We start from the raw sequence: 24,983 nt of genomic DNA on the forward strand, positions 1-24,983 counted from the left end.
AGGCCGCATCGCCGCGCCCGCTGACCGACCGGTTGCCGCCCGCTCCCTGCGAGGCGGCGCCGGTCACTCCAGCGTATAGAGATAGGCCGTGATGTCGCGGGCCTGCTGCTCCGTCAGCCCCATGTCGGGCATGACGCTGCCCGGTGCGACCGCCTGGGGCTCGCGCAGCCAGTGGATCATGTTGGCCGGCGTGTTGCGCAGCAGCCCCGCGAGATAAAGCCGGTTGGCCATATGGTCGAGCGGCGGGCCGACGAGACCCTCGGCCCCGTCGATGCCGGGGATGATGTGGCAGGCGCCACAGCCGGCCTGACGGATGCGAACCGCGCCGATCGCGACATCGCCGATGGCCTCGGCTCGCGAGTGCGCCGCATCGTCCACGCAGCCGGCGAGGACGAGCGGAACGAGCATCGCCAGGCCCGCGGCGGCACGCATCACAGACCGCATAGGCTCGTCCAGAACAGCGAGACGGTGTTGAAGACGATGGCGACGGTGAACAGCGTGCCGATCCCCACGCCCCAGAGGGCGAGAAAGCAGCTTCGCCCCTCCGCCGTGTCCAGAATGTCCCGGTGGCGACCTGAGGATTGCTTCCGGGTCTGGCGGTAGGCGAGAAGCGCCAGCGCGAGCGAAGCCAGGGCAAGGACCAGCGCCGCGAGATTCGCCGCAACGATCATCGCGCCGATTCCATCGAGATCGACAACCGGACGTTTCGCGCCGTCGCCGCCGATGCAGGCATTGCCGGCCAGGGCGGTGGCGGCGGACAATTGCAGGGTCCAGGCGGCCGGAGCCCCGGCAATGCCGACGATGAGGCGCCAGTTCGCGACCGTGCCCGAGGCCGGCGCCGGATGTCCGATATGGAAGATCGGGCGTGTCGGTTCCGTCATCCGCTCACCTCAGATGGGGCGTGATGTAAAGACTGAAGAAGACTGCCAGCCAGACGACATCGACGAAGTGCCAGTACAGGGCGCCGATCGCGACCGGCGCCATGCGCTGGCGGTCGAAATAGCCGAGAGCGCTCCACACGGTCAGCACGGCCAGGATGACGAGCCCGACCACGACATGGGCCAGGTGGAACCCCGTCACCGTGAAATACATCGAACCGTAGGAATGGGCGGACAGGGTGAAGGGCTTGTCGAGCCATTCCTTGACCTGCAGGCCGACGAATATCGTGCCCAGCGCAAGGCCGACCAGCAATCCCGCCACCAGCCGGCCGCGCGACCCGGTTTCGGCGCCCTTTTCCGCAAACCAGACGGCGATACTGCTGGCGATCAGGATGACCGTGCTCGGCGCCGACAGCGTGAAGGACGGCAGCTCGGCCGGATACCAGTTCGGGCCGGACTGGGTGGCCAGGTAGAAATAGCTGAACAGGAGATAGGAAAAGAGGACGGCCTCGGTCGCAACGAGGGTCACCATGCCCCACCAGCCCGAAGCCCGTCGGGCGATGCTGCCGACCGCCAGCGATCCGATCTGCAGGGGCGCTTCGGCCATGGGAACTGCATCACGCATGGCCCGGCTCCCGCTTCTGGCCGAGATCGGCCCGTGGCCAGAGCCAGGCAAGCAGGCCGAAGAGGATCGCCAGGCCTGCGCCGGCCGCAACCCACCACCAGTGCAGGAGAAGCGCGGCGAAGCCCAGGGTCATGGCGAGGGTCACCAGGAACGGCCAGGGATCGTCGGCGGGCATCTTCACGATCAGGTCCGGCTGGGCGTCGATCGGCGTCGTCACCAGCATCTCCTTGCCATCGTCGAGCAGCAGCCCGCGTTCGAGGGAGGAATCGCCGCGGCCTTCGTCGAGCCGGCTCTCCCACAGGGGATGGCGGCTGGCGATGACCGGCAGCACTGCGAAATTGTAGGGCGGCGGCGGCGACGAGACCGCCCATTCCAGCGTCGGCGCGTCCCAGGGATTGGCGCCGGCCGGCGCCCCGCGCCGCAGGCTGACCAGCACGTTGATGAGGAGCATGGCGAAACCGACGGCGAAGATGAAGCTGCCCACCGTGGTGACCATGTTCATCGCGCTCCAGCCGACGTCCTGCGGATAGGTATAGATCCGGCGCGGCATGCCCAGAAGCCCGGTCCAGTGCATCGGCAGGAAGCCGAGATTGAACCCGATGAAGATGGTCCAGAAGGTCCAGCGCCCGAGGCGCTCGCCCAGCATCCGCCCGCTCATCTTGGGAAACCAGAAATGCAGCCCGCCGAGCACGCCGAACAGATTGATGCCGATCAGCACGTAATGGATGTGCGCCACGACGAAATAGGTGTCGTGCAATTGCAGATCGGCGGGCACCGACGCGGTCATCACGCCGGAGACGCCACCGATGACGAACATGGCGATGAAGGCGGCGAAATAGAGAAAGGCCGTCGAGACGACGATCCGGCCGGTCCAGATGGTGGCGACCCAGGCGAAGACCGCGATCGCACTGGGAATGGTGATGATGAAGGAGGCACCGCTGAAGAACGACATCGACAGGAAGGGGATGCCGGTGGTGAACATGTGGTGCACCCAGACGCCGAACCCCAGCGCCATGGTGCTGATCGTTCCAAGCACGACGAGCGTATAGGCGACCAGGGGACGCCGACAGAACACCGGCAGGACGTCCGACGCCATGCCCATGGCCGGCAGGACGATGATGTAGACCCAGGGATGGGCGAAGATCCAGAACAAATGCTGCCACAGGAGCGGCTCGCCGCCCCCGCCGGTCTCGTAGAAATGCGTCCCGAACTGGCGGTCCATCCAGAGCAGGAAGAAGGCGAGGCTGACGGCCGGCACGGACAGGAGAATGCCCATCGAGATCGTCGTCGTTCCCCAGACCATGATCGGGATGCGGTTGATCGACATGCCGGGCGCCCGGCAGCGCAGGAAGGTGACGACGAAGTTCGCCGCGCCGACCGTCGTGGATATGCCGAGGAAGATCATGCCGAGGGCATAGAAATCCATGTTCGGGCCGGGATTGAAGTCCTTCAGCGAATAGGGCGCGTAGTTGAACCAGCCATCATTCGGCGCCGCGCCGATCAGGAAGCTGGAATACATGAACAGGCCGGACGCCAGATACACCCAGTAGGAGAAGGCGTTCAGCCGCGGAAACGCCATGTCCCGCGAGCCGAAGAGCAGCGGGAACAGATAGTTCGAGAAGCCCGACAGGATCGGCAGGGCATAGAGGAAGATCATCGTGATGCCGTGCATCGAGAACAGCTGGTCGTACTGTTCCGGGGTCACCACGCTCTGCTCGGGCCCGGCGAGCTGAATCCGCATAATCAGTGCCTCGATGCCGCCCGCGATGAGGAAGGCGAAGGCCGTGACGATGTAGCGGATGCCGATTTCCTTGTGATCAACGGTGCCTATCCAGCCCATCAGGCCGGAATCCGTTTCCCAGATCGCCTGGAGCCGGGCTTCCAGTTCCGGGGTCGCGACGCCCGCCTGCGGGATCTTCTGATGCGGCTCTGCCACGGCTTTCCCTCAGTCCAGCGTCGCGAGATAGGTGCGGATGGCGTGCAGTTCGGGGCCCGAAATCCCCGTATCGGGCATGTGGCTGCCCGGCTTGAGTGACTGCGGCGCGGCGATCCAGCCCGACAGGTGCCCCTTCGTATTGGGCAGCATTGCCGAGGCGATCGTCGTCCGGCTCATCAGATGGGTGAGATCCGGCCCGATCTCGCCCGCGGACCGGGTGCCGCGCACCGCATGGCAGGCGCCGCAGCGCAGGCGAAACGCCTGCCGTCCGGCGTCCGCCAGCGAGCCGGGCGATGTGGGCTCCGCAGCCGCGGCCTGTGCATCCCACCAGGCCGTGAAGTCCTCGGGCGCGTCGACGAACATGCGCATGGCCATGTTGGTATGCTGCTGCCCGCAATATTCGGTGCACTGGCCGCGATAGACGCCGACCCGGTCGCCCTGGATCCAGGTCTCGTTGATCTGCCCGGGAATGGCGTCGGTCTTGCCGGACAGCGCCGGGACCCAGAAGGAATGGATGACGTCGGTCGAGCGCAGCTTGATGCGCACCGGCTCCCCGAGGGGAATATGCAGTTCGTTGGCCGTCTCGAAGCTGCGTGCGGGATCGTCGGGATCGACATAGCGCGCCTCCCACCAGAATTGCTGCGCCGTCACCTCGATCGTAAAGACCGGTTCACGCCCGGGCGCGGCAATCCGGGCCATGAGGTCCACCGTCCAGGCGGTGTAGCCGATCAGGACGAGCGTCGTCAGAACGAGGCCGGCATGGATCCAGCCGATCCCGCCGGGCGGGCGCGAGACCGCGATGATACGGCCGCCCGCCTGCAGATCCGGATCGCGGCGACGCAGGATCCCGATGATCACCATGGCGCTGATGATGACCACCACCAGCACCGAGACCGCGATCAGCCCCCACAGCAACGGCACGGTCATGTCGCCCTTCGCGCCGAAGGTCTCCAGGTAATACATCGGCGTGTCGGCTGGGCGGGCCGGCAGCGGGGCGGCGACCGTTCCGCCCAGCGTGACCGCCATCACGAAGGCCGGCCGGACCCGGACGGGAAGGCCCGCGGCGCGAAGATCGACCGGGGAATGAGGATCCGTCCTCATGCGGCTCCCGGCAAGGACCCTGGAGGAACCTCTGCGCTGCAGATTTTCGGCGTCGTCCCCATCTGCCAGATCGCTCCCGATTGCTTACGATATCCGGGTGACATGCCGGCATGTAGGCGGCGGGCCTTAAGATCAACCGGCGGCGTCTTCGCCGGACAGGACGCGGGCGCTGCCCTCACATGGGCGAAGCGGACATTGTCGGCGCCGGAATGGTAAGCCGGCAATCGCCGCCATCATCGATCCGGCCAGGATCGACCGGCCCGTCGCCGCCCCTGTTCATAGGCGAAGCCGGCGAGCCAGATGGCATGGTCGGCGGTGCTGGTGCCGGCGAAGCGCGCGTTCGGGCCCTCTTCCCGGCAGGCGCGGCGGCCCTCGGCCCACACGGCCCGTTCGCGTGCCGCCTCGCGCATGCTCGCCACGAGGGCACCGACCGGCTGATCGACTGCACTCATCCGCGGGTCAGAGGGCCACGATCGTGCCGGCCCCGTCGTCCTTCAGACGCTCGACGGCCTCCCGCGATCCCGGTTCCATGGCCACGCCGAGCCGTCCGCCTTCGGCGATGATGAAGCGGGCGAGATCGTCGACCCGCTCCTCGTCGGTGATGCCGTTGGCCGCGGCGATGCGCCTGGCGGTCTGGCGGACGATCATCAGCGAGCCCGTGGCTGCTGCGCGTGCGACGGCTTCCACCGCCTGTTTCTGGGTCTGATCCATCGAATGTCTCCACGTTTCCTTCGTTCTGGCGAAGCCGCGGAAACGTGTCCCTAAAGTATGATAGCGCCGCACCGGCGACCCCGGGTCACAAGAGGCCACCACGGTGTGCATGGAGATTTCTGTTGCCTGACAACGAAGCGCGTTCGGCCGGGCAATTCGCGACTTATGTGCCGCCACGTGATCGCCGCCGGCCGGACGGCGCTCCCGGAGCAATGCTCATCCCGTTCCCGGCGGAATGTGCGCGACTATATCCGTCGGTTGACGTTTCCCTCACGAACACGCGAGACGGAATGAGGCAGGACACGACCCAGGCCCCCACCATGTACGGACATGACGCGGCAGACGCGCCGGCACCCTGCGCCCTCTTGCAGGCGGGGCGGAACTGCCGAAGCGTCTCGCGTGCCGAGACGGCCACCGTGCTCGTCGATGGCGCGCGATATTTCGCGCGTCTGGACGAATGTCTCGAAGAGGCCCGGCGCTCGATCGTCATCGTCGGCTGGGACTTCGACGCCAGTGTCCGCCTGCGCCCCGATGCGGATGGCAGCGGCACGACGCTGGGCGACCGCCTGCGCTCGCTGGTCGAGGCGCATGAGACGCTCGAGATCCACATCCTAATCTGGAGCTTCGCGGTCGCGCATGCCCCCAGCCATGGCATGTCGCTGCTCTTCGGCGGCGACTGGCAGGATCATCCGCGGATCCATCTGAAGCTCGACCGCACGAACCGCTTCTACGCGTCCCATCACCAGAAAATCGTCCTCATCGACGGGGCGCTCGCCTTCGTGGGCGGGATCGACCTGACCGTCGGCCGCTGGGATACGCCCGAGCATCGCCCCGCCGACAGCCGCCGGGTCGAGGCCGACGGATCGAAGGCGCGGCCGGTGCATGATTGCCAGGTCGCCCTGACGGGCCCGGTGGTCGACGACCTCCTGGCCATTGCGGCCGAGCGCTGGCAGCGGGCTACTGGCGAGGCGCCGCGATTTGCCGGCCCGGCCACAGGACCGATCGCCGGCCAACCGGAACGGTCACCCGATTTCCGGCATGTGCCGGCGGGCATCGCCGTCACCGATCCGGGCGGCGGCTGGCGCGGTCCACCGCCCGTGCGCCACGCGGCCTGGCTGACGGTCGACGCGCTGCGCAGCGCAGGGCGGACGATCTATATCGAGAACCAGTATTTCGCCGGTGCGCTTGCCCGCACGATCCTGCCCGAACTGCTCGAAGCCCCGGACGGCCCGGAGATCGTGGTCGTCACCACGCGCAGCATGAACGGCTTCGTCGAGCAGCTCTCGGAAGGCACGAACCGGGACCGGCTCCTGCGCCATCTGAAGCGGTTCGACCGGCACGACAGGCTGCGGGTCTTCCATCCGATGCAAGGCCCGGTCTCCTACCCCGACGAGATCTTCATCCATTCCAAGATCCTCGTCGCCGACGACGGCTTCCTTCGGGTCGGCTCGACGAATTTCAACAACCGCTCCATCGGCGTCGACACCGAATGCGACCTCGGCCTCGTCGCCGACACGACCGAGCATCGGGCCGCGATCCGCACGATCATGGCCCGGCTGGTCGGCGAACATCTCGGCGCCGATCCGGCGACGGTGCTGGAGACGCTTGCGGAGACCGGTTCGCTGATCCGCACCATCGACCGGCTGAACGGCGGCGACCGGCGCCTCGTCGGCTTTCCCGCCCTCGCCTCCTCAGGCCCGCGGCGGCCGCAACTCGGCACGCGTCTGCTCGATCCGATCGCCCCCTTCGGCACGCCAGCCTGGTGGCGCGGCCGCTTCAGCTGCTCCTGACCGAGGCGTCCGACGACGTCTTCGAGCGCCAGACGGTTTCGGTGACGGCCAGAACCAGGCCACCGATGGCCAGCGGCACGAGGAAATAGGTAAAGCGGAAGACCAGCACCGCCGTCAGCAGGCCGCGGCCGGACAGGAGCGTCACCACGACGGCTTCGAAGACGCCGAGCCCGCCGGGCACATGGGTCAGCATGACGCCGGCATTGGCGAGGACATAGACCGTCGCCGCCGACAGATACGGGACCTCGGCGATCCCGAGCAGCGCCTGATGGAGGCAGGCCGCGACCAGGGCGAAATTGGTGGCGCCGAGCACGACCTGCCCCAGCGCCAGGCGCAGGCTCGGCATTTCGAGGACGAAGGAGCGGAATGTCAGGGGGCGGCGCAGGAAGGCGGCCAGAAGCAGATAGATGACGACTCCCAGCGCCGCGACGGCGCCGATGGCGAGGATCATGCCCTGGCCGAGACCCGTCACCTCCGCCGCGAGCGCCGGGCGCAGAAGGACGGCCAGTGCGCCGAGGGTGGCGAGGCCGACGGTCACCGTGAGCCCGGAAAACAGGATCAGCTTGGCCACGTCACCGGTCGACAGGCCCCAGCGCCGGTAGAAGCGGTAGCGGATGGCGCCGCTGCTCAGGCCGGCAAAGCCGATGGAATGGCCGAGCGACAGCGACACGAAGGAGGCCAGCGCCACCTTGGGATAGGCCAGCCGGTGACCGACATAGCGGGTGCCGAGAAGATCGAACAGGGTGAGCGTCGCGTAGCTTCCCGCCGCGAACATGCCGGACAGGGCCAGATGGTCGAGGGGAAACGCCCGCAGCGCCTGCATCAGTTCGGCCACGCTGTAGTCCCGTAGCGTCCGCCAGATCAGATAGCCGGCCAGCGCCACGAAGCTGGCGATGCCGATGCGCCAGAGCCAGGTCAGCCATCGACCCTTCGCATCCGCATCCATGTTCGTCTCCGATCGCAAGAAGTCAGTGGCCGGCGACGCCGGACACCGGCCGTGGCCGCGCGCCGCCGCCGGAGGCTGTCAGAGCCGCCGTCCATCTGGCAGACGGGCAGCGACGCGGCGGCGCCGCTCCATGCCGGCACCCACGCAGGCCGCTGCCACGCGGCAGCGCCCCGATCACGCCTTACAGGGTCTCTTCGACCGCACCGGCGGGCGGTCCTCCGACCTCGACCCGGACCTGGGTGGGATCGAAGGCGATATGGTCGCGCACGGCGCTCAGTTCGTCGACCGGCTCCGTATAGGCCCAGGCCGCGTCCTGGCCGGCACGGTTCATCGCCGAGATCGTCCAGAACTGCGCCTGCCCCTTGGCTTCGGGCACGCCGCCGCGGTCGCTGTCGACGAAGAACGCCGTATGAACGCGATCCCTGGGGATATAATAGATCGGCTCGGCGCCCTCCTCGCGCACCAGAAGCGCATGGTCGGTGCTGGCGATGATGTCGTCGTGGAAATAGACCGTCACCGGCTTGCGGATGTGGTCGATGGCATAACGGCCGGTTTGCAGGGTCCGGGCATCGGACATGACATTCTCCTTTCCTTCACATGTGAACCGCCGCGAGGCGGACGGCGACGCGCCTCATGCGGCCGGGTTCAGTTCCACTTTCACCCAGCCCTTGTTCTGGGCGTCGAAGGTCTCATAGGCAGCGATGACGTCGGTCATCGGTTCCATCTGCGACAGGATATGTTCGGGCTTCAGCCCGCCGCGCCGCACCAATTCCACCAGTTCCTGGACGTATTTCTTGTGGTTGGCGTTCCCCATCCGCATGGTGATGTTCTTGTTCATCGCCGTGCCGATCGGAAAGGCGTTGTGGCTCTGGGGATAGACGCCGATGATCGCCAGGGTGCCGGCCTTGGCCAGCGCCTCGGTCGCCCATTCGAGGGACAGGGACGGCGCGTCGCCGGCGGCAAAATGCGCCGCATTGGTGTCGGCGCCCGCCTCGGCCAGCCGCTCGACCTGCTCAGCATATTGCTCGGCGCGCTTTTCCAGGACCCGCATCGGCCCCTTGGTGGGCATGAAGGCATCGACCCCAACGACATCGATCGCCCGGTCCGGACCGATGCCGCCGGTGAGTTCGCGGATCGCCTCGATCGGGTTCTCTTCCTCGAAATTGATCGTCTCGGCGCCCAGTTCGCGCGCCTTGTCCAGCCGGTCCGGCAGGCGGTCGACGGCGATCACCCGCTGGGCGCCCTTGTGCCAGGCCCCCAATATGCTGAACAGCCCGACCGGACCGCAGCCCATCACCAGCACCGTCTTGCCGCGGCCGGCCTCGATATCGGCGATGTCGGCGCCGAACCAGCCGGTGGAGGCAATGTCGGACAGGCAGATCGCCTGATGGTCGGTGATCTCCGGATGCAGCGGCACGAGATTGACGTTGGCATGGGGGATGCGGGCATATTCCGCCTGCAGCCCGTCGAAGGGGCCGGTCGGCTGCGGGCCGCCATAGAAGGCCGTCCCGGCGAGATGCCCGTTCGGATTGGCGTCGTCGCACTGGGCGGTATAGCCGTCGCGGCAGTAGGAACAGTGGCCGCAGGCGATCGTCGACGGGATCACGACGCGCTGGCCGGGGCGCAGATTGCGGACGCTGCTGCCCACCTCCTCGATCACGCCGACACCCTCGTGCCCCATGACGGTGCCCTCGACCATCCCGGGCATCGACCCGCGGATCATGTGCAGGTCGGTTCCGCAGATGGCGCTCGACGTGATCCGCACGATGGCGTCGGTCGGCTGCTTGATGGTCGGGTCGGGGACCGTGTCCAGGCGAATGTCGCGGATACCGTGAAAAACGACAGCTCTCATTTTGCTGGATCCTCGTAGCTATGCGTGGTGGCTCGCTTCGATGGAGCAAGCAACAGCGACAGCAGACGCGGCGGACTGTGCCACTGCATTGAAGATCAACTCAGACGGCCGGACCTTGATCCGTTGCTGTTTTGATGGCCGGCTGCCGACCGCCAGTCCGGTCGCGTCGCACGGTGCCAGCGTTCCCGGTCGCGTCGTTTAGCGTCGATGTCCGGTGTCTTACAGGAGACGGCATCGTCGGGCGTTCGCGGCGTGCGCCGACACATCACGCACAAACCTTCCCTTTCGTAAGCTAATGCAAAGCGACATGCTGGATGGGAGGTAGCCCTGATCCCGTTCCGGGTCGTCCGCTGCCGGGCCGACATATCATCCGACCGGTGGAACGGTCGCGCCCGCGCGCTCCACACGCGGCTCCAAGACGGCGATGCCGTTCCGGCTCGACCCTGTCCGGGCAAAGCAAAGACTAGCGTGACAATCCGAGGGCTTCGCTCGTGCGACGCGGATTCTCCTACGGCCCGTCGCTCGCCGGCTCCGTCGATGACGGCCAGGACCGCGGCCTTGTCGGCATCTTCGCCTGCGCCCGCATCAACGAACAGCTCTACACGATCATTCGCTGGATGCAGGAAACCGGCTTCAGCGATCGCTTTTATGATGTGAAACAGGGCTGGCGGCGTCAGGACAGCATGTTCGGACTGCGCGACAAGCCGAAGGCATTCGCCTCGGCCCATATCCCCCTGGCCGACGGGACGGCGCTGGATCTGCCCTTGCGGGATTTCATCCGTTACAAGGGGTTGTCGCTGTTCTTTGCCCCGAGCCTCGCGAGCCTGAAGATCCTCGCCGGCGATCCCGGTCCGGCATAAGCGGCTTGGCCCGCAGGGCTGGCAACGCGTGGGTTCCCCCGCCCCGAACGGCCGCGCCGAACCATGGCAGCTGGAAATCTGACCTTTCCGTCAGACAATCGCGCATCTGCCCTGCTCTGGTAACCGTTTTTTCGTTCCCGGCTGGGATGTTAGCGGTCCCCAGGAGGCTTCATGGCGACTGCGCATCATATTCTCGTCGTTGACGACGACCCCATCTTCCTCGCAGTGGCCGAGAGCGTCGTGCTGTCCCTGGGTGACCATACGGTGACGACGGCATGCGACGGCGTCGAGGGACTGGCGGCGCTGCGCGCGGCACGCCATCCGATCGACGTCATCGTCCTCGACCTGAACATGCCGAAAATGGACGGTCTCGCCTATCTGCGCAGCCTCGGCGAGCAGGGCTATGGCGGCGCCGTGTTGCTGTCGAGCGGTGAATCCGAGGCCATCCTCGACGCGGCCCGCCGCATGGGCGAGATGCTCGGCGTGCGCATCTGCGGCTCCATGAAGAAGCCGATCCGAACAGCCGATTTCGTCGCGCTCCTGGAGGCCTGCGAAGCCTGCCCGCAACAGCAGAGATCCACCAGGAGGCCGGCCAGCGCCGCCGCGTCCACCACCGCGCGCGGAACGCTGCTGCCCTATTACCAGCCCCAGGTGGACCTCGTCTCGCTGGAAGTGACCGGCCTCGAGGCACTGATCCGGCTCGACACCGTCGGCGGCGAGATCCTCGGACCGCAGGCGGTCTTCCATCCCGGCCTCAGCGAGGCCGACCTTCCGCCCCTGACCATCGAGATCGCAACGCGGGTCATGGATGACATCGCCGCATGGCGGGCCAAGGGCGTCACGCGCCGCGTCTCGATCAACCTCGATGCCCGGATCATCGAGGTCCCCCATGTCATGCCGGCACTGTTCGGCCTGGCGGCCGAGCGCGACCTGGACCCGTCCGGCATCACCTTCGAACTGACCGAAACCGCCCTGCCCAGCTCGATGACCGACATGATCGAGATCCTGACGCGGGCGCGCATGGCGGGCTTCGGCGTCTCGATCGACGATTACGGCACCGGCAGTGCCAATTTCGCGCTGCTGCGCCTGTGCCCGTTCAGCGAGCTGAAGGTCGACCGCTCCATCGTCCAGGCCTGCGTTCACGACCGCATCTCGCGGCGCTTCCTGGAGAACACGGCGACCACGGCAAAGGATCTCGGCATGGCGGTGGTGGCTGAGGGGGTCGAGACGACCGAAGAACTCGCCATCGTCCGCGAGGCCGGCATCCGCATCGTCCAGGGCTATCTGTACAGCAAGCCCCTGCCGGCCGCCGACGCCTTCGTCCTCACCGACTTCGCGCATGCCGCGCGCCGGTTCGGCTCGGCCTGACCCGGTGGCTGGGGCTCAGCCGGGTTTTGATTCCGCGCCGCCCCGTCCGGCCGTGACGGCGCCGCGGTCACGGTGGCGCAGAACCATGCGCGCAGGATAGACTTATGCCCGCATCACGACAGGCCCCCGCCCCGCGGGTCCGACTCTGGCGCTCCCTCGGGTTCCGCCTGTCGCTGGTCGTCGTGCTGGCGGTCATGGTCGGCGTCACCAGCACCGTCGGCTTCTTCGTCTACCAGGATTTCCGCCAGACGGTCACCGCCGAAGAGAACCGCCTGAAAAGCTCGGCCGCCGCTTTCGCCGCCGCCGCCTCCAACGCCATCGCCGAAAACGACCGCCGCGGCACGCTGGAGGTCCTGCGCGGGATCCGTGACCTGGCCCATGTGCGCTACGCCAGCGCGGCCGATTCCGAGGGCCGGACGGTGGCCGAGATCGGAACCTCGGAAGCCCTCGTCAGCACCGATCGCAGTCTCGGCGACGGGACACTGACGTCGGTGTTCTTCGCGGATACGATCACCGGGGCCGCCCCCGTCCGCAAGGGCGGCATCGTCGTTGGCACGATCGCCATCCATGCCGACATCGCCTGGCTGCGCGGCCTGTATCTCCACAATCTCCTGATCTCGCTTCTGGTCGGCGCCTCCGTCCTGGCGGTGACGGTTCTGGTTGCGTGGATGAGAATCGCCCGGATCATCGATCCGCTGCGTGCCCTGGCCGGCGAGTTCGCCGATATCGGCGCGCGTTCGGATCTGTCGAAACGACTGCAGGTGACCTCGAACGACGAAGTCGGCGTTCTCTCCGGGGCCTTCAACGACATGTTCGCCCGCATTGACGAACGCGACCGGCTGCTGCAGCGCCACCGCGAAACGCTGGAGGACACGGTCACCCTGCGCACCGCCGAAATGCGCAGCGCCAGGGACGAGGCCGAGCGGGCCAATGCCGCCAAGTCGGAATTCCTCGCCACGGTCAGCCATGAGATCCGCACCCCGATGAACGGCATGCTGGTCATGGCGGAGATGCTGTCGGCGGCGCCGATCCCGGGCCGCTATCTACGCCATGCCGAGATCATCCTGCGCTCCGGGCGCGGGCTCCTGAACATCCTCAACGACATTCTGGACATGTCCAAGATCGAGGCCGGCCGCCTCGACCTGGAAGAGATCCCGCTGTCGGTCGACACCCTGGTCGAGGACGTCGCCAGCCTGTTCGCCGAAAAGGCCCGCGAGAAATCGCTGTCCATCGCCACCATGATCGACGCCGACGTGCCGGCCGAAGTGATCGGCGATCCGGTCCGCATCTCCCAGGTGCTGACCAACCTCGTCAACAACGCCCTGAAATTCACCGAGACCGGCGGCGTCACCATCGCGGTCGAGTGCCTTGCGCCCAGGGACGCCGGCGGGCCCCCGATGCTGGGCTTCACCATCCGCGACACCGGCATCGGCATTCCCGCCGACAAGCTGGGCAAGCTGTTCGGCCGCTTCACCCAGGCGGACCAGACGATCACCCGCAAGTTCGGCGGCACCGGCCTGGGTCTCGCGATCTCCAAGCAGCTGGTGGAGGCCATGGGCGGCTCCGTGCGGGTGACCAGCGAGGAAGGCGTCGGCTCCTGCTTCGGCTTCGAGGTCGCGCTGGAGATCCACCGCCCCGCGCCGCGGCCGCAGAGCCTTTCCGGCCGCACGATCCGGCTTCTCGACGCCGACCCGATCACCAGCGAGGCGACCGCCACCCTCCTCATCCGGCGCGGCGCCACGGTTCTGCGCGGCGACGAAACCGGCCCCGCCCCGGCGCTGGTCCTGACGCGCGAGGCGCATCTGGCCCGTCTGGCGACCGCTTCCTCCACCGCGCATCCGCCGATCGTGGTACTGCGCGCCAGCGACGCCCGCGTCGCGGAGGGCGAGACCGCCGACCTCGCGGTCGCCGGCGCCATGGCGCTGCCGCTGCGCCGCAGCGAGATCGAGCATCTGGCGCAGGCGCTCGCGACCGGCGATTTCGCGGCCCTGCGCGACGACACCCCGGCCATGGAGACCGCGGCGAAACTGCCCGACATGTCCGGCCTGCGCGTCCTCGCGGTGGACGACGTCGCGGTCAATCGCGAGGTGCTGAAGGAAGCCCTGGCCACGCTCGGCGTCACCGCGGCGCTGGCCGAGAGCGGCGAGACCGCCGTGGCGATGACCGAGCGGGACGCCTACGACATCATCTTCATGGACTGCTCCATGCCCGGCATGGACGGCTTCACCGCGACGCGCCTCATCCGCGAGGGCGAGCGGCATGCCGGCCGCCAGCCCGCGACCATCGTCGCGCTGACCGCCCACAAGGACCCGGGCAGCGCCGGCGAGTGGCAGAGCGCGGGCATGAACGCCTATCTGACCAAGCCCTTCACGATCCCGCAGATCTCGCGGGTCCTCGGCGACTTTGCCGGCACCCGCCCGGCGAACGACCAGCCCGGGTCAAAGCCGGAGGGTCCGTCCATCGACGCCCCGTTGCCGGCCCACGCGAACGGTCCCCTCCTCGATCCGGCAACCTTGGACATGCTGGCATCGCTGGTGAAGCGCAGCGGCCCGGCCGTTCTGCAGAAGATCGTCGGCCTGTTCGCGGCCAACGCACCGAAGGCGCTGGCCGACCTACGGGAGGCCGTGGCAGCCGGCAGCGACGAGACGGCCCGGCTGGCCCACGCGCTGAAATCCATGTGCAACAGCGCCGGTGCCGCCCGCGCGGCCGGGCTCTGCGGCACTGTCGAGGCGGCGGCCCAGGCGGGCGAGCCGATCGCGCCCGGCATGCTCGACGAGATCGCGGCCACGCTGGCCGACAGCCACGACGCCCTTGCGGCACTCGCGACCGCGCCGGACGCCGATGCAGCCGAGCAGTCGGCATGAAGGCGGTCCGGGACATCACCGCCCGGACGACGCCTCGGACACGCGAAAGCTCAAATGCGAAACGCCGGATTCACCTCGTCCTAAAGGCTTGTGAGCTAAGAAAAATTCGTCATCTCACCACAACCGGCACCCTGACAGAGGAGGCATGACATGACGCACCGTCTGAATGCCTTCGCAGCCTCGACCAGTGGCAATGTCGCCGCCATCGTGGCCTTGCTCACGCCGCTCCTGATTTTCATCATGGGCAGCGTCGTCAATCTCTCGACCGCTCAATCCGCCCATTCCCGCCTGCAGAGCGCCGCCGACAGCGCAGCCCTGGCGGCCGCGCGCGAACTCTACATGGCCAACAGCCGGCCGGAGGTGCTGAAGAGCGTCGCCTATTCCTTCGCCATGACCAATCTCGGCAACCAGGCCGAAGGCGTCTCGATCGACGTCAAGATCGGCGGCCGATCGGATGCGACGGCTGCGGAATCCGCCATTTCCACCGAGGTCACGGTCACGCTCAGCAAGGATTTCGGCAAGTCGCTGCCCATGCCCGACCTGACCGGCGTGATCGGCGAACTCACGGCCAGCGCCACGGCGCGGATTGCCGGCGGCGGCCGCATCTGTGCCATCGCGCTCACCAAGGAGGGCAAGAAGGCCATCGACATTTCGGGCAATGCCCAGGTCCAGGCGGCCGATTGCGCGGTGTATTCCAACTCGATCGATCCCAGCGGCCTGTCGGTCACCAAGGTGGCGAAGCTCTCGAGCGAACTCGCCTGCTCCTCCGGCGGCTATGACGGGATCGAGTCGAACTACGAACCCTTGCCGCTCACCGATTGCCCGGCCGTCAGCGATCCCCTGACCTCGCGCATTCCGCCGGTCCCGACGAAATGCGATCACAAGAACCAGAAGATCTCGAACAACAACCAGATCCTGTGGCCCGGCACCTATTGCGGCAATCTCCAGGTCAGCGGGTCGAAGATCACCCTGCGGCCCGGCACCTACATCTTCTGGGACGCCAAGGTGAAGCTCCACAAGGGCACCGAGATCACCGGCGACGATGTCAGCCTCGTCTTCATCGGCAAGAACTCCAGCCTCGATCTGAAGAACGATTCGTCGATTTCCCTGTCGGCTGCGAAGGACGGGCCGATGGCCGGCATCCTGATCTATGCCGATAGCGAGAAGGACAGCGGCCGCAGCTTCAAGATCGAAAGCGCCAACGCCCGGCGCATGATCGGCACGATCTACCTGCCCAATGACGAGCTCACCATCGGCGGCGACAAGAATGCCGACGGCAAATGCGACATCACCGCCGCCGACGATCCGGCCGAGACGGGCTCGCCCGGCTGCAAGTCCAATGTCGGCGAGTTCTCGGACTGGACGGCCCTCGTTGCGGACAAAATCACCATCACCTCGGGCGTGAAACTGGTCCTCAACGCCAATTACGCAGATTCCGACGTGCCGGTCCCGGCCGGCGTCGGCCCGGTCGGCGGCAATATCGCGCTCAGCAAGTAAGCGCGCGCCGCGACAGGAGCCTCTCTCAGGCGTCCGCGAACGCACCGGGATTGCGACGCCAGACCGAATAATTGAGGCACGCGGCCAGCCCGGCCCAGGCGAGATACGGCACCAGCAGCCAGGCCGCGATCGCATCGATCGGCGCGAACAGCGCGATGTTCACGGCGATCACGCCGGCCATCGCCACGACGTCGGCAAAGGCGAGGCCGGGACGGTGCAGGCCGAAGAACAGGCCCGACCAGGCGGCGTTGAGGACGAGCTGCAGGCCGTAGACGGCGAAGGGCAGCGCCACCAGGCCGGCGGTCTCGTAGACCCGCCAGCCGGCCACCGCGATCATCAGATAGAGAATTGTCCAGACGATCGGAAAGGCGAGGTTCGGCGGCGTCCAGCCCGGCTTCTCGAGGCGGGCGTACCAGGGCCCCGGCTTGAACACCACGCCGCTGATCGCGACGACCGCGACGATGGCGATAAAGACGAAAAGGCTGGCGATCGCCGCAAGGCTCATGATGATCTCCCGATCGGAATGGATCGTGGCGCCGTCCGCAGGGGCGGACGCTCACCGGATATAGGGTGGCGCGGATCACGAAAATCCGCGACGGATTGTCTAGAGAAACGGGCTCCGCCAGATCCAGATCGCCACAGCGGCGAGCACCGCGATGGGAACGCAGATCTGCAACGGCCGCAACCGCTCGGCCGGCAGCGGCCGGTCGTGGGGTGCAGCGACCCGGTCGAGGATCGCGAGACTGGCAAAGCCGGCAATCTGCAGCAGCGCCGCGACCAGCGGAAACGCCCAGATGGTCGCCACGAGGCTGGCGACGCCGGCGATAAACAGCCCGAGCATGGCGGCGATCTCGGCAATGGCCGCACCGCCCGTCTGGCTGAGGCTCGCTCCGCGCCGCACGCCGGCAATGAACAGCAGCACCGATGCGCCCCAGAACAGGGTGAGATTCAGCGCCAGGAAGGACTGGGCCTCCGGCGCGAACCACAGGACCAGCGCGCCGGCGATCAGCGGCAGCATCGCCCCATAGGCGAACAGCCGGTCGATCCGGGGCGACCCGTCCGGCTCCCCTCTCCTGCGCTCGCGGCTGTCCATGTCGGCCCTTTCCGTTGCGGGGGCCAAACGGCAACGACCCCGCCGGGTTCCGGCGGGGTCGTGGACGCGCGGTGTTCGGATCGCCGCTTGCGGGCGACGTGCCGCCTAGTTGCGGATCATCTTCGGCAGCCAAAGCGAGACTTCCGGGAACACCGTCAGGATGACCAGCGTCAGCACCAGCGGCACGTAGAGCGGCATCATCTTGATCAGGATCTGCCGCATCGACACCCGCGTGATGTCGCTGAGCAGGAACAGCGCCAGCCCCATCGGCGGGGTCAGGAGGCCCAGCATCAGGTTGAAGATCGTCACGATGCCCAGATGCACCGGATCGACGCCCGCCATGTGCAGCGGCTGGGCGATGATCGGCACGACCAGCAGCGTCGCCGTGGTCGAGTCCAGGAACATGCCGACGATCAGCAGCAGCACGTTCACCACCAGGAGCAGCATCAGCGGATCGGTGCTGACGGTCAAAAGCCAGCGCGCCGCCATCTGCGGGATCTGCTCGATCGCCAGGATCCAGCCGAAGATCGACGCCGCGGCGACGATGATCAGGATGGCCGAGCTGCTCTTCACTGTCTCATAGGCGGAGCTGAGCAGATGCTCGACGGTGAGCGTGCGATAGACGAGACCGCTGATCAGGAGCACGTAGACCACCGTGACCGCCGCCGCTTCCGTCGGCGTGAAATAGCCGAGCAGCATCCCGGCGACGAGCAGCACCGGGGTCATCAGGGCCGGCAGCGCCGGGACGAAATCGGCGCCGAGCTGGCGCAGGGTCGGCCAGCGCTCCGAGCGCGGGAAGTCGTTGCGATAGGCAAGGATCGCCACGGTGATCATCAAGAGGATCACGCACATGACCGCCGGGATGATGCCGGCGAGCAGCAGCTGCACGATCGAGACGCTGGTCACCGAGCCGTAGATGATCAGCGGGATCGACGGCGGGAAGATCGGCCCGACCACCGCCGAGGCGCCGGTCAGGGCGCCGGCAAAACCGCGGTCGAAGCCGCGCTCGGCCATCGCCTTCACCTCGATCTTGCCGAGACCGCCGACATCGGCGAGCGCCGCGCCGCTCATGCCCGAGAAGATCAGGCTGGAGACGACATTGACCTGGCCCAGCCCGCCCGGCACCCGGCCGACCAGCGTGTCGGCGAACTTGAAGATGCGCTCGGTGATGCCGGCCTGGTTCATCAGATTGCCGACGAAGATGAAGATCGGCACGGCCACCAGCGGAAAGGAATCCAGCGCGTAGCTCATGCGCTGGCCGATCAGCTCGATCGGGATGTTGCCGAGAAGGACGTACAGCACCGACGGGATCAGGATGGCCAGTACCACCGGCCAGCCCAGAAGGAAGGACAGCGCAAAGCCGCCCAGAATTGCGAAACTGCTCATCGAATAGGCCTCGTGCGGGCGCGTGGCCCTAGATGTGCACCACGTCTTCGCTCGGCTGTTCCTGCGCGAAGGTCACGTAGAGGGGGTCATGGCGCCAGGCCTTCAGGGTCTGCAGCGCGCATTCGACGGCCGCCAGCGTCAGACCGAGGAAGCCGGACGCGAAGAAGATCCAGTAGGGGATGTTCAGCGTCGGCGTCGCATTGTCGAGATTGCGCAGCGTGGCTATGGCGACCGAGGTCGCGGCCACGGCGAAGGCGAGGCCGCCGGTGGCCGGGATCGCCACCCGCAGCACCCGGCGCAGCCGCTCGGGCAGGGCCGACAGCACCTCTTCCATGCGGATCGAGGCGCCGGACGAGACGACATAGGGCAGCGTCACGAACACCACGCAGATCAGCATGAAACGCGCCAGTTCCTCGGCGCCCATGAAGGGTCGCGAGAAGAACTGCCGCAGCACCACCTGCAGCACCGGCAGGCCGATCATCACCGCCAGAAGCAGCACCGAAACGGCGCGGAACACCCGCCGGACCGGTTCGAGAACGCGGTCGGCCGTGCCCACCCGGGCATCGGCATGGGTGACGTCGAGATAGTCGTCGGAATTGAGATCGCTCATGGCACAATCCACGGCAGGGAACCCCCACCGGCAGGCGGCAGGGGTTCGCGGGTTGTCGATCGTGGCCTACTGGATGGCGCGGATGCGCTCCATGTACGGACCCCAGCTCGGGAAGTCCTTGGCGACCTGGGCGTCGACGCCGGCGCGGAAGGCTTCGATGTCGAGGCCGTCGGCTTCGGTGATGAAGGTCATGCCCTTGTCGGTGAGTTCGCCGACGAGGTCCTTTTCCGCCGTCATCGCCTGCTCGAGCGTCTCGTCGGCCAGCGTGTCGAGGGTTTCCAGGATCGCGGTCTGGTCCTTCTCGTCGATCGACTGCCAGACATCCTCGTTGATGAAGACCGGCAGCACGTTCTGCATGTGGCCGGTCAGCATGACGTGGGTCTGTACCTCGTAGAGGCCGTTGGCGTTGATCATGGTGAGCGGGTTTTCCTGACCGACGACCATGCCGGTCATCAGCGCGGTCGGCAGCTCGCTGACCTCCACCGGGGTCGGGATGGCGCCGAAGCCGGAGACCATCGTCGTCCAGAGCTGCAGCGGCACGCCTCGGAAGGGCTTGCCCTCCAGGTCGGCCGGCGTCCGGACCGCCTGGTTGGCGGTCATCTGCCGGGCGCCGCGGAACAGCCGGCCGATGATGCGCATGCCGCCCTTCTCGACGAGCTGCGCGTTGAATTCCTGCATGACGTCGGAGGTCTGCGGATCGGTGGCGGCCAGAGCATGGGCGCCGTCGCGATAGACGAAGGGTGCCGAGAACACCGCGATGTCGTCGACGAGCTGCGCCAGCGAGGCGAATTCATGGTGCCCCATGGAGATCGAGCCGCTGCGCACGCCGTCGATCAGTTCCTGCACGCCGCCGAGTTGCGAATTCGGGAAGACGGTGACGGTGACACGCTCCTCCGTCGCCTCCGGAATCCGCTCCTTCGCGCGTTCCGCATACCAATGCTGGATGTCACCTTCCGAGCCCACATGGGCGTAACGCAAGTCCACGGCCTGTGCGCCGGCGGTGGCGCCAGCAAGCGAGAACCCACAGGCAGCAAGCCCCAGAGCGAGTTTCTTGATCAATGACACGTCGTTTCCTCCCGAATTGACGATTGTCCCCCGTCCGTTTGCCAAAGGCTCCTCCAACGGACTAGAGAATTCTGGCATACCAAATTACATTTGCCTAGCCCGGTGCGGAGGACGATCGGGCCGGCAGGTTTTCGCGCCGCGTCGAGAGGGCGGGGCGCACATGGGAGGACGGAACATGACGACGATCGGATTCATCGGCCTGGGCCTGATGGGCAGCGGCTTCACCAAGCGGCTGCGCGAACTGGACTATCGCGTGATCGGCCACGACCGTGAGGCGGAGAAGGTCACGGCCGCTGCCGCCTGGGGCGTCGAGCCGGCCGGCTCGCTGGCCGCTCTCTGCGCCGAGGCCGACATCATCACGCTGTGCCTGACCACCAGCGACGCGGTGGCGTCCGTCGTCACGGGCGCGGACGGCCTCGTCGCCTCGCGCAAGCTGTCGGGCCGCACCGTGGTCGACTTCTCGACCACCGAGATGGCGGTGACGCACCAGGTCGCCGCGGCGATCGAGGCGGTTGGCGGCCGGTTCGTCGATGCCCCGGTCTCCGGCGGGCCGGGCGCTGCCGAGACCGGCAATCTGGCGATCATGTTCGGTGGCTCCGAGCCGGCGGCGGAGGCGGTCACGCCGATGCTCGAGCAGCTTGGCCGCGCCACCCATATGGGCGCCATCGGCACCGGCCAGGCGACCAAGCTGGTCAACCAGGTGCTGTGCCTGACCAATTACTGCGTCGCTGCCGAAGCGCTGCGCCTGGCCCAGGCCTATGGCGTCGACGCCGCCAAGATCCCGCACGCGCTGGAGCCGGGGCTGGGCAATTCGGCGGTCCTGCAGGCGATCTATCCGCGCATGGTGGAGGAGGATTTCGCGCCGCGCGGCTATGCCCGCCAGATCCTGAAGGATTTCGAGATGCTGCATTCGGCCACCAAGGCCCAGCATCTCGCTCTTCCGATGAGCGCCCAGGCCATGACGATGTTCCGCATGCTGGTCGCGCAGGGCGATGGCGAACTTGACGGCTCGGCCGTCGTGAAGCTCCTTCCGAAGGTCGGCCGCAAGGCCTGACGCCTCGCGACGCCGGCGGCGCATCGGGGGTTCAACTGGACCTTCGAGCGCCGGCGGCCCTGCCCTTCGCCAGCCTCACGGGAGACCGCCATGGACCTGCCCCTTCTCGACGACCTCGCCATCGTCGATGCCCACCATCATCTGTGGAAGATCAGCGAGAACTACCTGCCCTGGCTGTGCGACGCGCCGCCGATCCCGTTTCGCTATGGCGACTACAGCGCCATCCGGCGCGACTACATGCCGGATGATTTTCGCCGCGACATGGCCGGGCTGAGCCTTGCCGGCAGCGTCTATATCGAGACCGAATGGGACCCGGGCGACCCGGTCGGCGAGACCGCCTGGATCCACGGCATCGCCGAGGCGAACGGCTTTCCCGATGCCGTGGTCTGCCAGGCCTGGCTCGATGCCGATGACGTCGGCGACGTTCTGGCGCGCCAGAGCGCCTATCCCCGCGTGCGCGGCGTCCGCCACAAGCCGAAGGCCGCCGGCGCTCCGGGCGCGGTGGTGCGTGATGCGCCCGGATCGATGGGCGACATGACCTGGCGGCGCGGCTTCGCGCTGCTGGAACCGCACGGCCTGTCCTTCGACCTGCAGACACCCTGGTGGCATCTGGAGGAAGCCGCCGATCTGGCGGCGGCCTTCCCGCATACGCAGATCATCCTCAACCACACCGGCCTGCCCTCCGACCGCAGCCGCGAAGGCCTCGACGCCTGGGCGGCGGCGATGAGACGTTTCGCCGAGGCACCGAATGTCGCCGTGAAGATTTCCGGCCTCGGCGTGCCGGGTGCGCCCTGGACCGCCGAGAGCAACCGCGAGATCGTGCTGACGACCATCGAGACCTTCGGCGTTGCGCGCTGCATGTTCGCCAGCAATTTCCCGGTCGACAGCCTCGTCGCCTCCTACCGCACGATCTTCGAGGGCTTCTCGCAGATCACGGCGGATTTCTCCCGCGACGAGCGCGCCGCCCTGTTCGCCGACAACGCCCGGCGGCTCTACCGCTTCGCCTGACTCGCGCCCGGCGACGAACCGCGTCGCCTGGCCTCGCAAAGACCGCCCGAAAGGGTTGCGCAGGCCACGCCCGATGTGATCCCTACCGGCCATCGCCGACGCGCATTCGCGCCGGCCCCGCCGCCAACAGGAAGCCCGCCATGACACTGTCCGACTATCTTCCCGCCGACCATGGCGATGCCATCCTCGTCGGCCGCATCCACGATCCCGAAGTCTCCGGCCCGACCGTCGTCGTCCTGAAGGGCGACCGTTTCGTCGATGTCTCGGCCGTCGCCGCGACCATGTCCGAGCTTCTCGAGACGAAGGACCCGGTCGCCCGCCTCGCCAGCGCGAGCGGCGGCAAGAGCTGGTCCGCCGAAGAGATCCTGTCGGCTTCCCCGTCGGATTCGACCCGCCCGCATCTCTTGGCACCCTGCGATCTGCAGGCGGTGAAGGCCTGCGGCGTCACCTTCGCGCGCTCCATGGTCGAGCGGGTGATCGAGGAACGCGCCAAGGGCGATTTCGCCCGTGCCAAGGCGATCCGCGAGGAGATCGCCGCGGTCATCGGCGGCGCCCTCTCCGACATCAAGGCCGGTTCACCCGAGGCGAGCCACGCCAAGGAAGTCCTGCAGAAAGGCGGCTACTGGTCGCAATATCTGGAAGTCGGCATCGGCCCGGATGCCGAGGTCTTCACCAAGGCGCCGGTCCTGTCCTCGGTCGGCCATGCCGCCGAGATCGGCATCCTGCCCTCCTCGGCCTGGAACAACCCGGAGCCGGAAGTGGTGCTGGCCGCCAATTCGCGCGGCGAGGTCGTCGGCGCGACGCTCGGCAACGACGTCAATCTGCGCGACGTGGAAGGCCGCAGCGCGCTGCTCCTCGGCAAGGCCAAGGACAACAACGCCTCCTCGTCCATCGGCCCGCTGATCCGGCTGTTCGACGACCGCTTCACCATGGACGACGTGCGCGCCGCCGAGCTCGACCTGACGGTCACCGGCACCGACGGCTACGTCCTAGAAGGGCGTAGCTCGATGCGCGAGATCAGTCGCGATCCGCTGGATCTCGTCGCCCAGACCTGCAGCCGCCACCACCAGTATCCCGACGGCTTCATGCTGTTCCTGGGCACGCTCTTTGCTCCGGTCGAGGATCGTGACGTCGCCGGCCAGGGCTTCACCCACAAGCTGGGCGACACGGTCGAGATCGCCAGCCCGCGCCTCGGCCGGCTGGTCAACACGGTCACCCACACCGACAAGGCGCCCGAGTGGACCTTCGGCATCACCCAGCTGATGCGCAATCTGGCCGCCCGCGGCCTCATCGGCACCCCACGCACCTGACCAGCCTCATCGGCCGGTCCGGGGCGATTCCCTGGCCGGCCCGGTGTCCGGCTCCGGTTAGCTGGTCCTGATCAGCCCGACCCAGCGGCCCGGCTATTTCGCCTTGGCGAAGTCGCCGGCCGCCTGCATCAGGTCGAACGCCTTCAGGACGTGGGTTTCCAGGAGTTTCTCGATCGCCGCCTCGTCGCGCGCTTCCAGCGCGTCGAGGATCGCCTCGTGCTCCTTGATCGCCGCCTCCCAGCGGTTGGTCTTCAAATTGCACTCGTAGCGGATGCGATAGAGCTGGGCGTTCACCACCCTGTGGTGCTCGGCCAGCACCGGGTTCATGGCGCAGCGCACCAGCGCCTGGTGGATCTGCTGGTTGCGATCGAAATAGCCGATGCGATCACCGCGCAGATAGGACGCCAGCATCTCGTGGTGCAGCGCCCGCAGCTCCCGCAATTCCTCCGGCGTGGCATTGCGGCATGCCAGCTTGCCGGCAAAGGCCTCGAGCCCGCCGAGAAATTCCAGGAGATGGCGGACATCATTGGCGCCGAGCACCGCCACGGTGGCGCCGCGCCGCGGATGCAGCTTCACCAGCCCTTCCGAGGCCAGGATCTTCAGCGCCTCGCGCAGCGGCGTGCGCGACACCTGCAGGATTTCCGACAGGGCCCGCTCGCGCACCGGCTCGCCCGGCAGAAGCTGGCTTTCCAGGATCATTTCGCGAATGCGATTGGCGACGAGGGCCGGTTTCAGATCCTGCGACGGGGTCGCATCGACCCGGCGGGGAAACGCGGTCACCACCGCGGATTGCGTTTTGGTCATCGTCGCTCTGTCGCCGTTTGTCCGCCTGCACCGCGTTCCCGCGGTTCGGCCCCATCCGTGAATGCCCGTTTGCCGGGGTCGGCCCCGTGCATTTGCCACCCAGCATAGCACGGTTCGCGGCGTTCACGTCGCCGCAGGCCGCGTTCCATACCAAAGTGGCAGACGGCATGGGACGTAAAACGGGTCCGGATTCGATTTTCCGAGGGGTTCAGGCGTCCGGGCCAC

Annotated in this window: 23 protein-coding genes and 1 pseudogene; 8 read left to right on the forward strand and 16 right to left on the reverse strand. The window is 67.2% G+C overall.

What is annotated here, in order from left to right; all coding sequences use genetic code 11:
- Positions 1 to 63: 63 nt before the first annotated feature.
- The 7 genes from J3367_RS13005 to J3367_RS13035 all read right to left on the reverse strand — a co-directional run bounded on the left by J3367_RS13005 (position 64) and on the right by J3367_RS13035 (position 5,251).
- Entirely contained in the window at positions 64 to 444 is a 381-nt protein-coding gene (locus J3367_RS13005; RefSeq protein ID WP_029703476.1) for a c-type cytochrome, read from the reverse strand.
- Positions 432 to 881, reverse strand: a complete 450-nt coding sequence (locus J3367_RS13010; RefSeq protein ID WP_024351570.1) for a hypothetical protein — start codon at positions 879 to 881, stop codon at positions 432 to 434. The genes J3367_RS13005 and J3367_RS13010 overlap by 13 nt, the downstream gene beginning before the upstream one ends.
- A 4-nt stretch (positions 882 to 885) precedes the next feature.
- Positions 886 to 1,503, reverse strand: a complete 618-nt coding sequence (locus tag J3367_RS13015) for a cytochrome c oxidase subunit 3 (protein ID WP_024351569.1) — start codon at positions 1,501 to 1,503, stop codon at positions 886 to 888.
- A complete protein-coding gene (gene ctaD, locus J3367_RS13020) occupies positions 1,496 to 3,439 on the reverse strand; it encodes a cytochrome c oxidase subunit I (protein ID WP_024351568.1) in 1,944 nt (647 codons plus the stop codon). Before ctaD ends, J3367_RS13015 begins: the two co-directional genes overlap by 8 nt.
- 9 nt (positions 3,440 to 3,448) lie before the next feature.
- On the reverse strand, positions 3,449 to 4,540 hold the full coding sequence (gene coxB, locus J3367_RS13025) for a cytochrome c oxidase subunit II (RefSeq protein ID WP_024351567.1): 1,092 nt from the start codon (positions 4,538 to 4,540) through the stop codon (positions 3,449 to 3,451).
- Positions 4,541 to 4,773: 233 nt separating this feature from the next.
- Positions 4,774 to 4,992, reverse strand: coding sequence for a hypothetical protein (locus J3367_RS13030; RefSeq protein ID WP_024351566.1), 219 nt, complete (start codon positions 4,990 to 4,992; stop codon positions 4,774 to 4,776).
- 7 nt (positions 4,993 to 4,999) lie between these two features.
- Positions 5,000 to 5,251: a hypothetical protein gene (locus tag J3367_RS13035; protein ID WP_024351565.1), complete on the reverse strand. Its 252-nt coding sequence runs from the start codon at positions 5,249 to 5,251 to the stop codon at positions 5,000 to 5,002.
- A gap of 290 nt (positions 5,252 to 5,541) precedes the next feature.
- Between J3367_RS13035 and J3367_RS13040 the strand changes: the two genes are divergently transcribed.
- A complete protein-coding gene (locus J3367_RS13040) occupies positions 5,542 to 7,041 on the forward strand; it encodes a phospholipase D-like domain-containing protein (RefSeq protein ID WP_060576978.1) in 1,500 nt (499 codons plus the stop codon).
- Here the strand turns inward: J3367_RS13040 and J3367_RS13045 are convergent.
- From J3367_RS13045 to J3367_RS13055, 3 genes and pseudogenes are all read right to left on the reverse strand, one after another.
- The gene (locus J3367_RS13045; RefSeq protein WP_024351563.1) at positions 7,028 to 7,987 is read right to left on the reverse strand and encodes a lysylphosphatidylglycerol synthase domain-containing protein; all 960 of its coding nucleotides are present in this window, start codon (positions 7,985 to 7,987) and stop codon (positions 7,028 to 7,030) included. The two genes, J3367_RS13040 and J3367_RS13045, sit on opposite strands and share 14 nt — an antisense overlap.
- A gap of 181 nt (positions 7,988 to 8,168) precedes the next feature.
- On the reverse strand, positions 8,169 to 8,564 hold the full coding sequence (locus J3367_RS13050) for a DUF427 domain-containing protein (protein WP_024351562.1): 396 nt from the start codon (positions 8,562 to 8,564) through the stop codon (positions 8,169 to 8,171).
- Positions 8,565 to 9,113: 549 nt separating this feature from the next.
- Positions 9,114 to 9,839 (reverse strand): annotated as a pseudogene (locus tag J3367_RS13055) (alcohol dehydrogenase catalytic domain-containing protein); the annotation flags it as partial.
- Positions 9,840 to 10,330: 491 nt separating this feature from the next.
- Between J3367_RS13055 and J3367_RS13060 the strand changes: the two are divergent.
- The 4 genes from J3367_RS13060 (at position 10,331) to J3367_RS13075 (ending at position 16,428) form a co-directional block, all read left to right on the forward strand.
- The gene (locus tag J3367_RS13060; protein ID WP_024351560.1) at positions 10,331 to 10,699 is read left to right on the forward strand and encodes a hypothetical protein; all 369 of its coding nucleotides are present in this window, start codon (positions 10,331 to 10,333) and stop codon (positions 10,697 to 10,699) included.
- A 171-nt stretch (positions 10,700 to 10,870) separates the two neighbouring features.
- Entirely contained in the window at positions 10,871 to 12,067 is a 1,197-nt protein-coding gene (locus tag J3367_RS13065) for an EAL domain-containing response regulator (protein ID WP_024351559.1), read from the forward strand.
- Between the two features lie 104 nt (positions 12,068 to 12,171).
- Positions 12,172 to 14,931, forward strand: coding sequence for an ATP-binding protein (locus tag J3367_RS13070; RefSeq protein WP_024351558.1), 2,760 nt, complete (start codon positions 12,172 to 12,174; stop codon positions 14,929 to 14,931).
- Positions 14,932 to 15,081: 150 nt separating this feature from the next.
- Entirely contained in the window at positions 15,082 to 16,428 is a 1,347-nt protein-coding gene (locus J3367_RS13075) for a TadE/TadG family type IV pilus assembly protein (RefSeq protein WP_024351557.1), read from the forward strand.
- 25 nt (positions 16,429 to 16,453) lie between these two features.
- On the opposite strand, the gene J3367_RS13080 is transcribed toward J3367_RS13075, so the two are convergent.
- The 5 genes from J3367_RS13080 to J3367_RS13100 form a co-directional block, all read right to left on the reverse strand.
- Positions 16,454 to 16,933: a TspO/MBR family protein gene (locus J3367_RS13080; RefSeq protein ID WP_024351556.1), complete on the reverse strand. Its 480-nt coding sequence runs from the start codon at positions 16,931 to 16,933 to the stop codon at positions 16,454 to 16,456.
- 99 nt (positions 16,934 to 17,032) lie between these two features.
- Positions 17,033 to 17,521 carry a DUF3429 domain-containing protein gene (locus J3367_RS13085; RefSeq protein ID WP_035695140.1) on the reverse strand — a complete coding sequence of 163 codons (489 nt, stop codon included), beginning with the start codon at positions 17,519 to 17,521 and terminating at the stop codon, positions 17,033 to 17,035.
- Positions 17,522 to 17,626: 105 nt separating this feature from the next.
- On the reverse strand, positions 17,627 to 18,907 hold the full coding sequence (locus J3367_RS13090; protein ID WP_024351553.1) for a TRAP transporter large permease: 1,281 nt from the start codon (positions 18,905 to 18,907) through the stop codon (positions 17,627 to 17,629).
- 28 nt (positions 18,908 to 18,935) lie between these two features.
- Complete coding sequence (locus J3367_RS13095; RefSeq protein WP_024351552.1) at positions 18,936 to 19,517, reverse strand: TRAP transporter small permease; 582 nt, start codon at positions 19,515 to 19,517, stop codon at positions 18,936 to 18,938.
- Between the two features lie 66 nt (positions 19,518 to 19,583).
- The gene (locus J3367_RS13100) at positions 19,584 to 20,582 is read right to left on the reverse strand and encodes a TRAP transporter substrate-binding protein (protein WP_024351551.1); all 999 of its coding nucleotides are present in this window, start codon (positions 20,580 to 20,582) and stop codon (positions 19,584 to 19,586) included.
- A gap of 175 nt (positions 20,583 to 20,757) precedes the next feature.
- Between J3367_RS13100 and J3367_RS13105 the strand changes: the two genes are divergently transcribed.
- The 3 genes from J3367_RS13105 (at position 20,758) to J3367_RS13115 (ending at position 23,954) form a co-directional block, all read left to right on the forward strand.
- Positions 20,758 to 21,636, forward strand: a complete 879-nt coding sequence (locus J3367_RS13105; protein ID WP_024351550.1) for an NAD(P)-dependent oxidoreductase — start codon at positions 20,758 to 20,760, stop codon at positions 21,634 to 21,636.
- A gap of 90 nt (positions 21,637 to 21,726) precedes the next feature.
- Complete coding sequence (locus tag J3367_RS13110; RefSeq protein WP_024351549.1) at positions 21,727 to 22,644, forward strand: amidohydrolase family protein; 918 nt, start codon at positions 21,727 to 21,729, stop codon at positions 22,642 to 22,644.
- Between the two features lie 140 nt (positions 22,645 to 22,784).
- The gene (locus J3367_RS13115) at positions 22,785 to 23,954 is read left to right on the forward strand and encodes a fumarylacetoacetate hydrolase family protein (RefSeq protein WP_024351548.1); all 1,170 of its coding nucleotides are present in this window, start codon (positions 22,785 to 22,787) and stop codon (positions 23,952 to 23,954) included.
- A 93-nt stretch (positions 23,955 to 24,047) separates the two neighbouring features.
- On the opposite strand, the gene J3367_RS13120 is transcribed toward J3367_RS13115, so the two are convergent.
- Entirely contained in the window at positions 24,048 to 24,758 is a 711-nt protein-coding gene (locus J3367_RS13120; RefSeq protein ID WP_009208061.1) for a GntR family transcriptional regulator, read from the reverse strand.
- Positions 24,759 to 24,983 lie beyond the last annotated feature (225 nt).

Source organism: Aurantimonas sp. NFXS3 (assembly GCF_049132005.1).
In the GTDB taxonomy this organism is placed as follows: domain Bacteria; phylum Pseudomonadota; class Alphaproteobacteria; order Rhizobiales; family Rhizobiaceae; genus Aurantimonas; species Aurantimonas coralicida.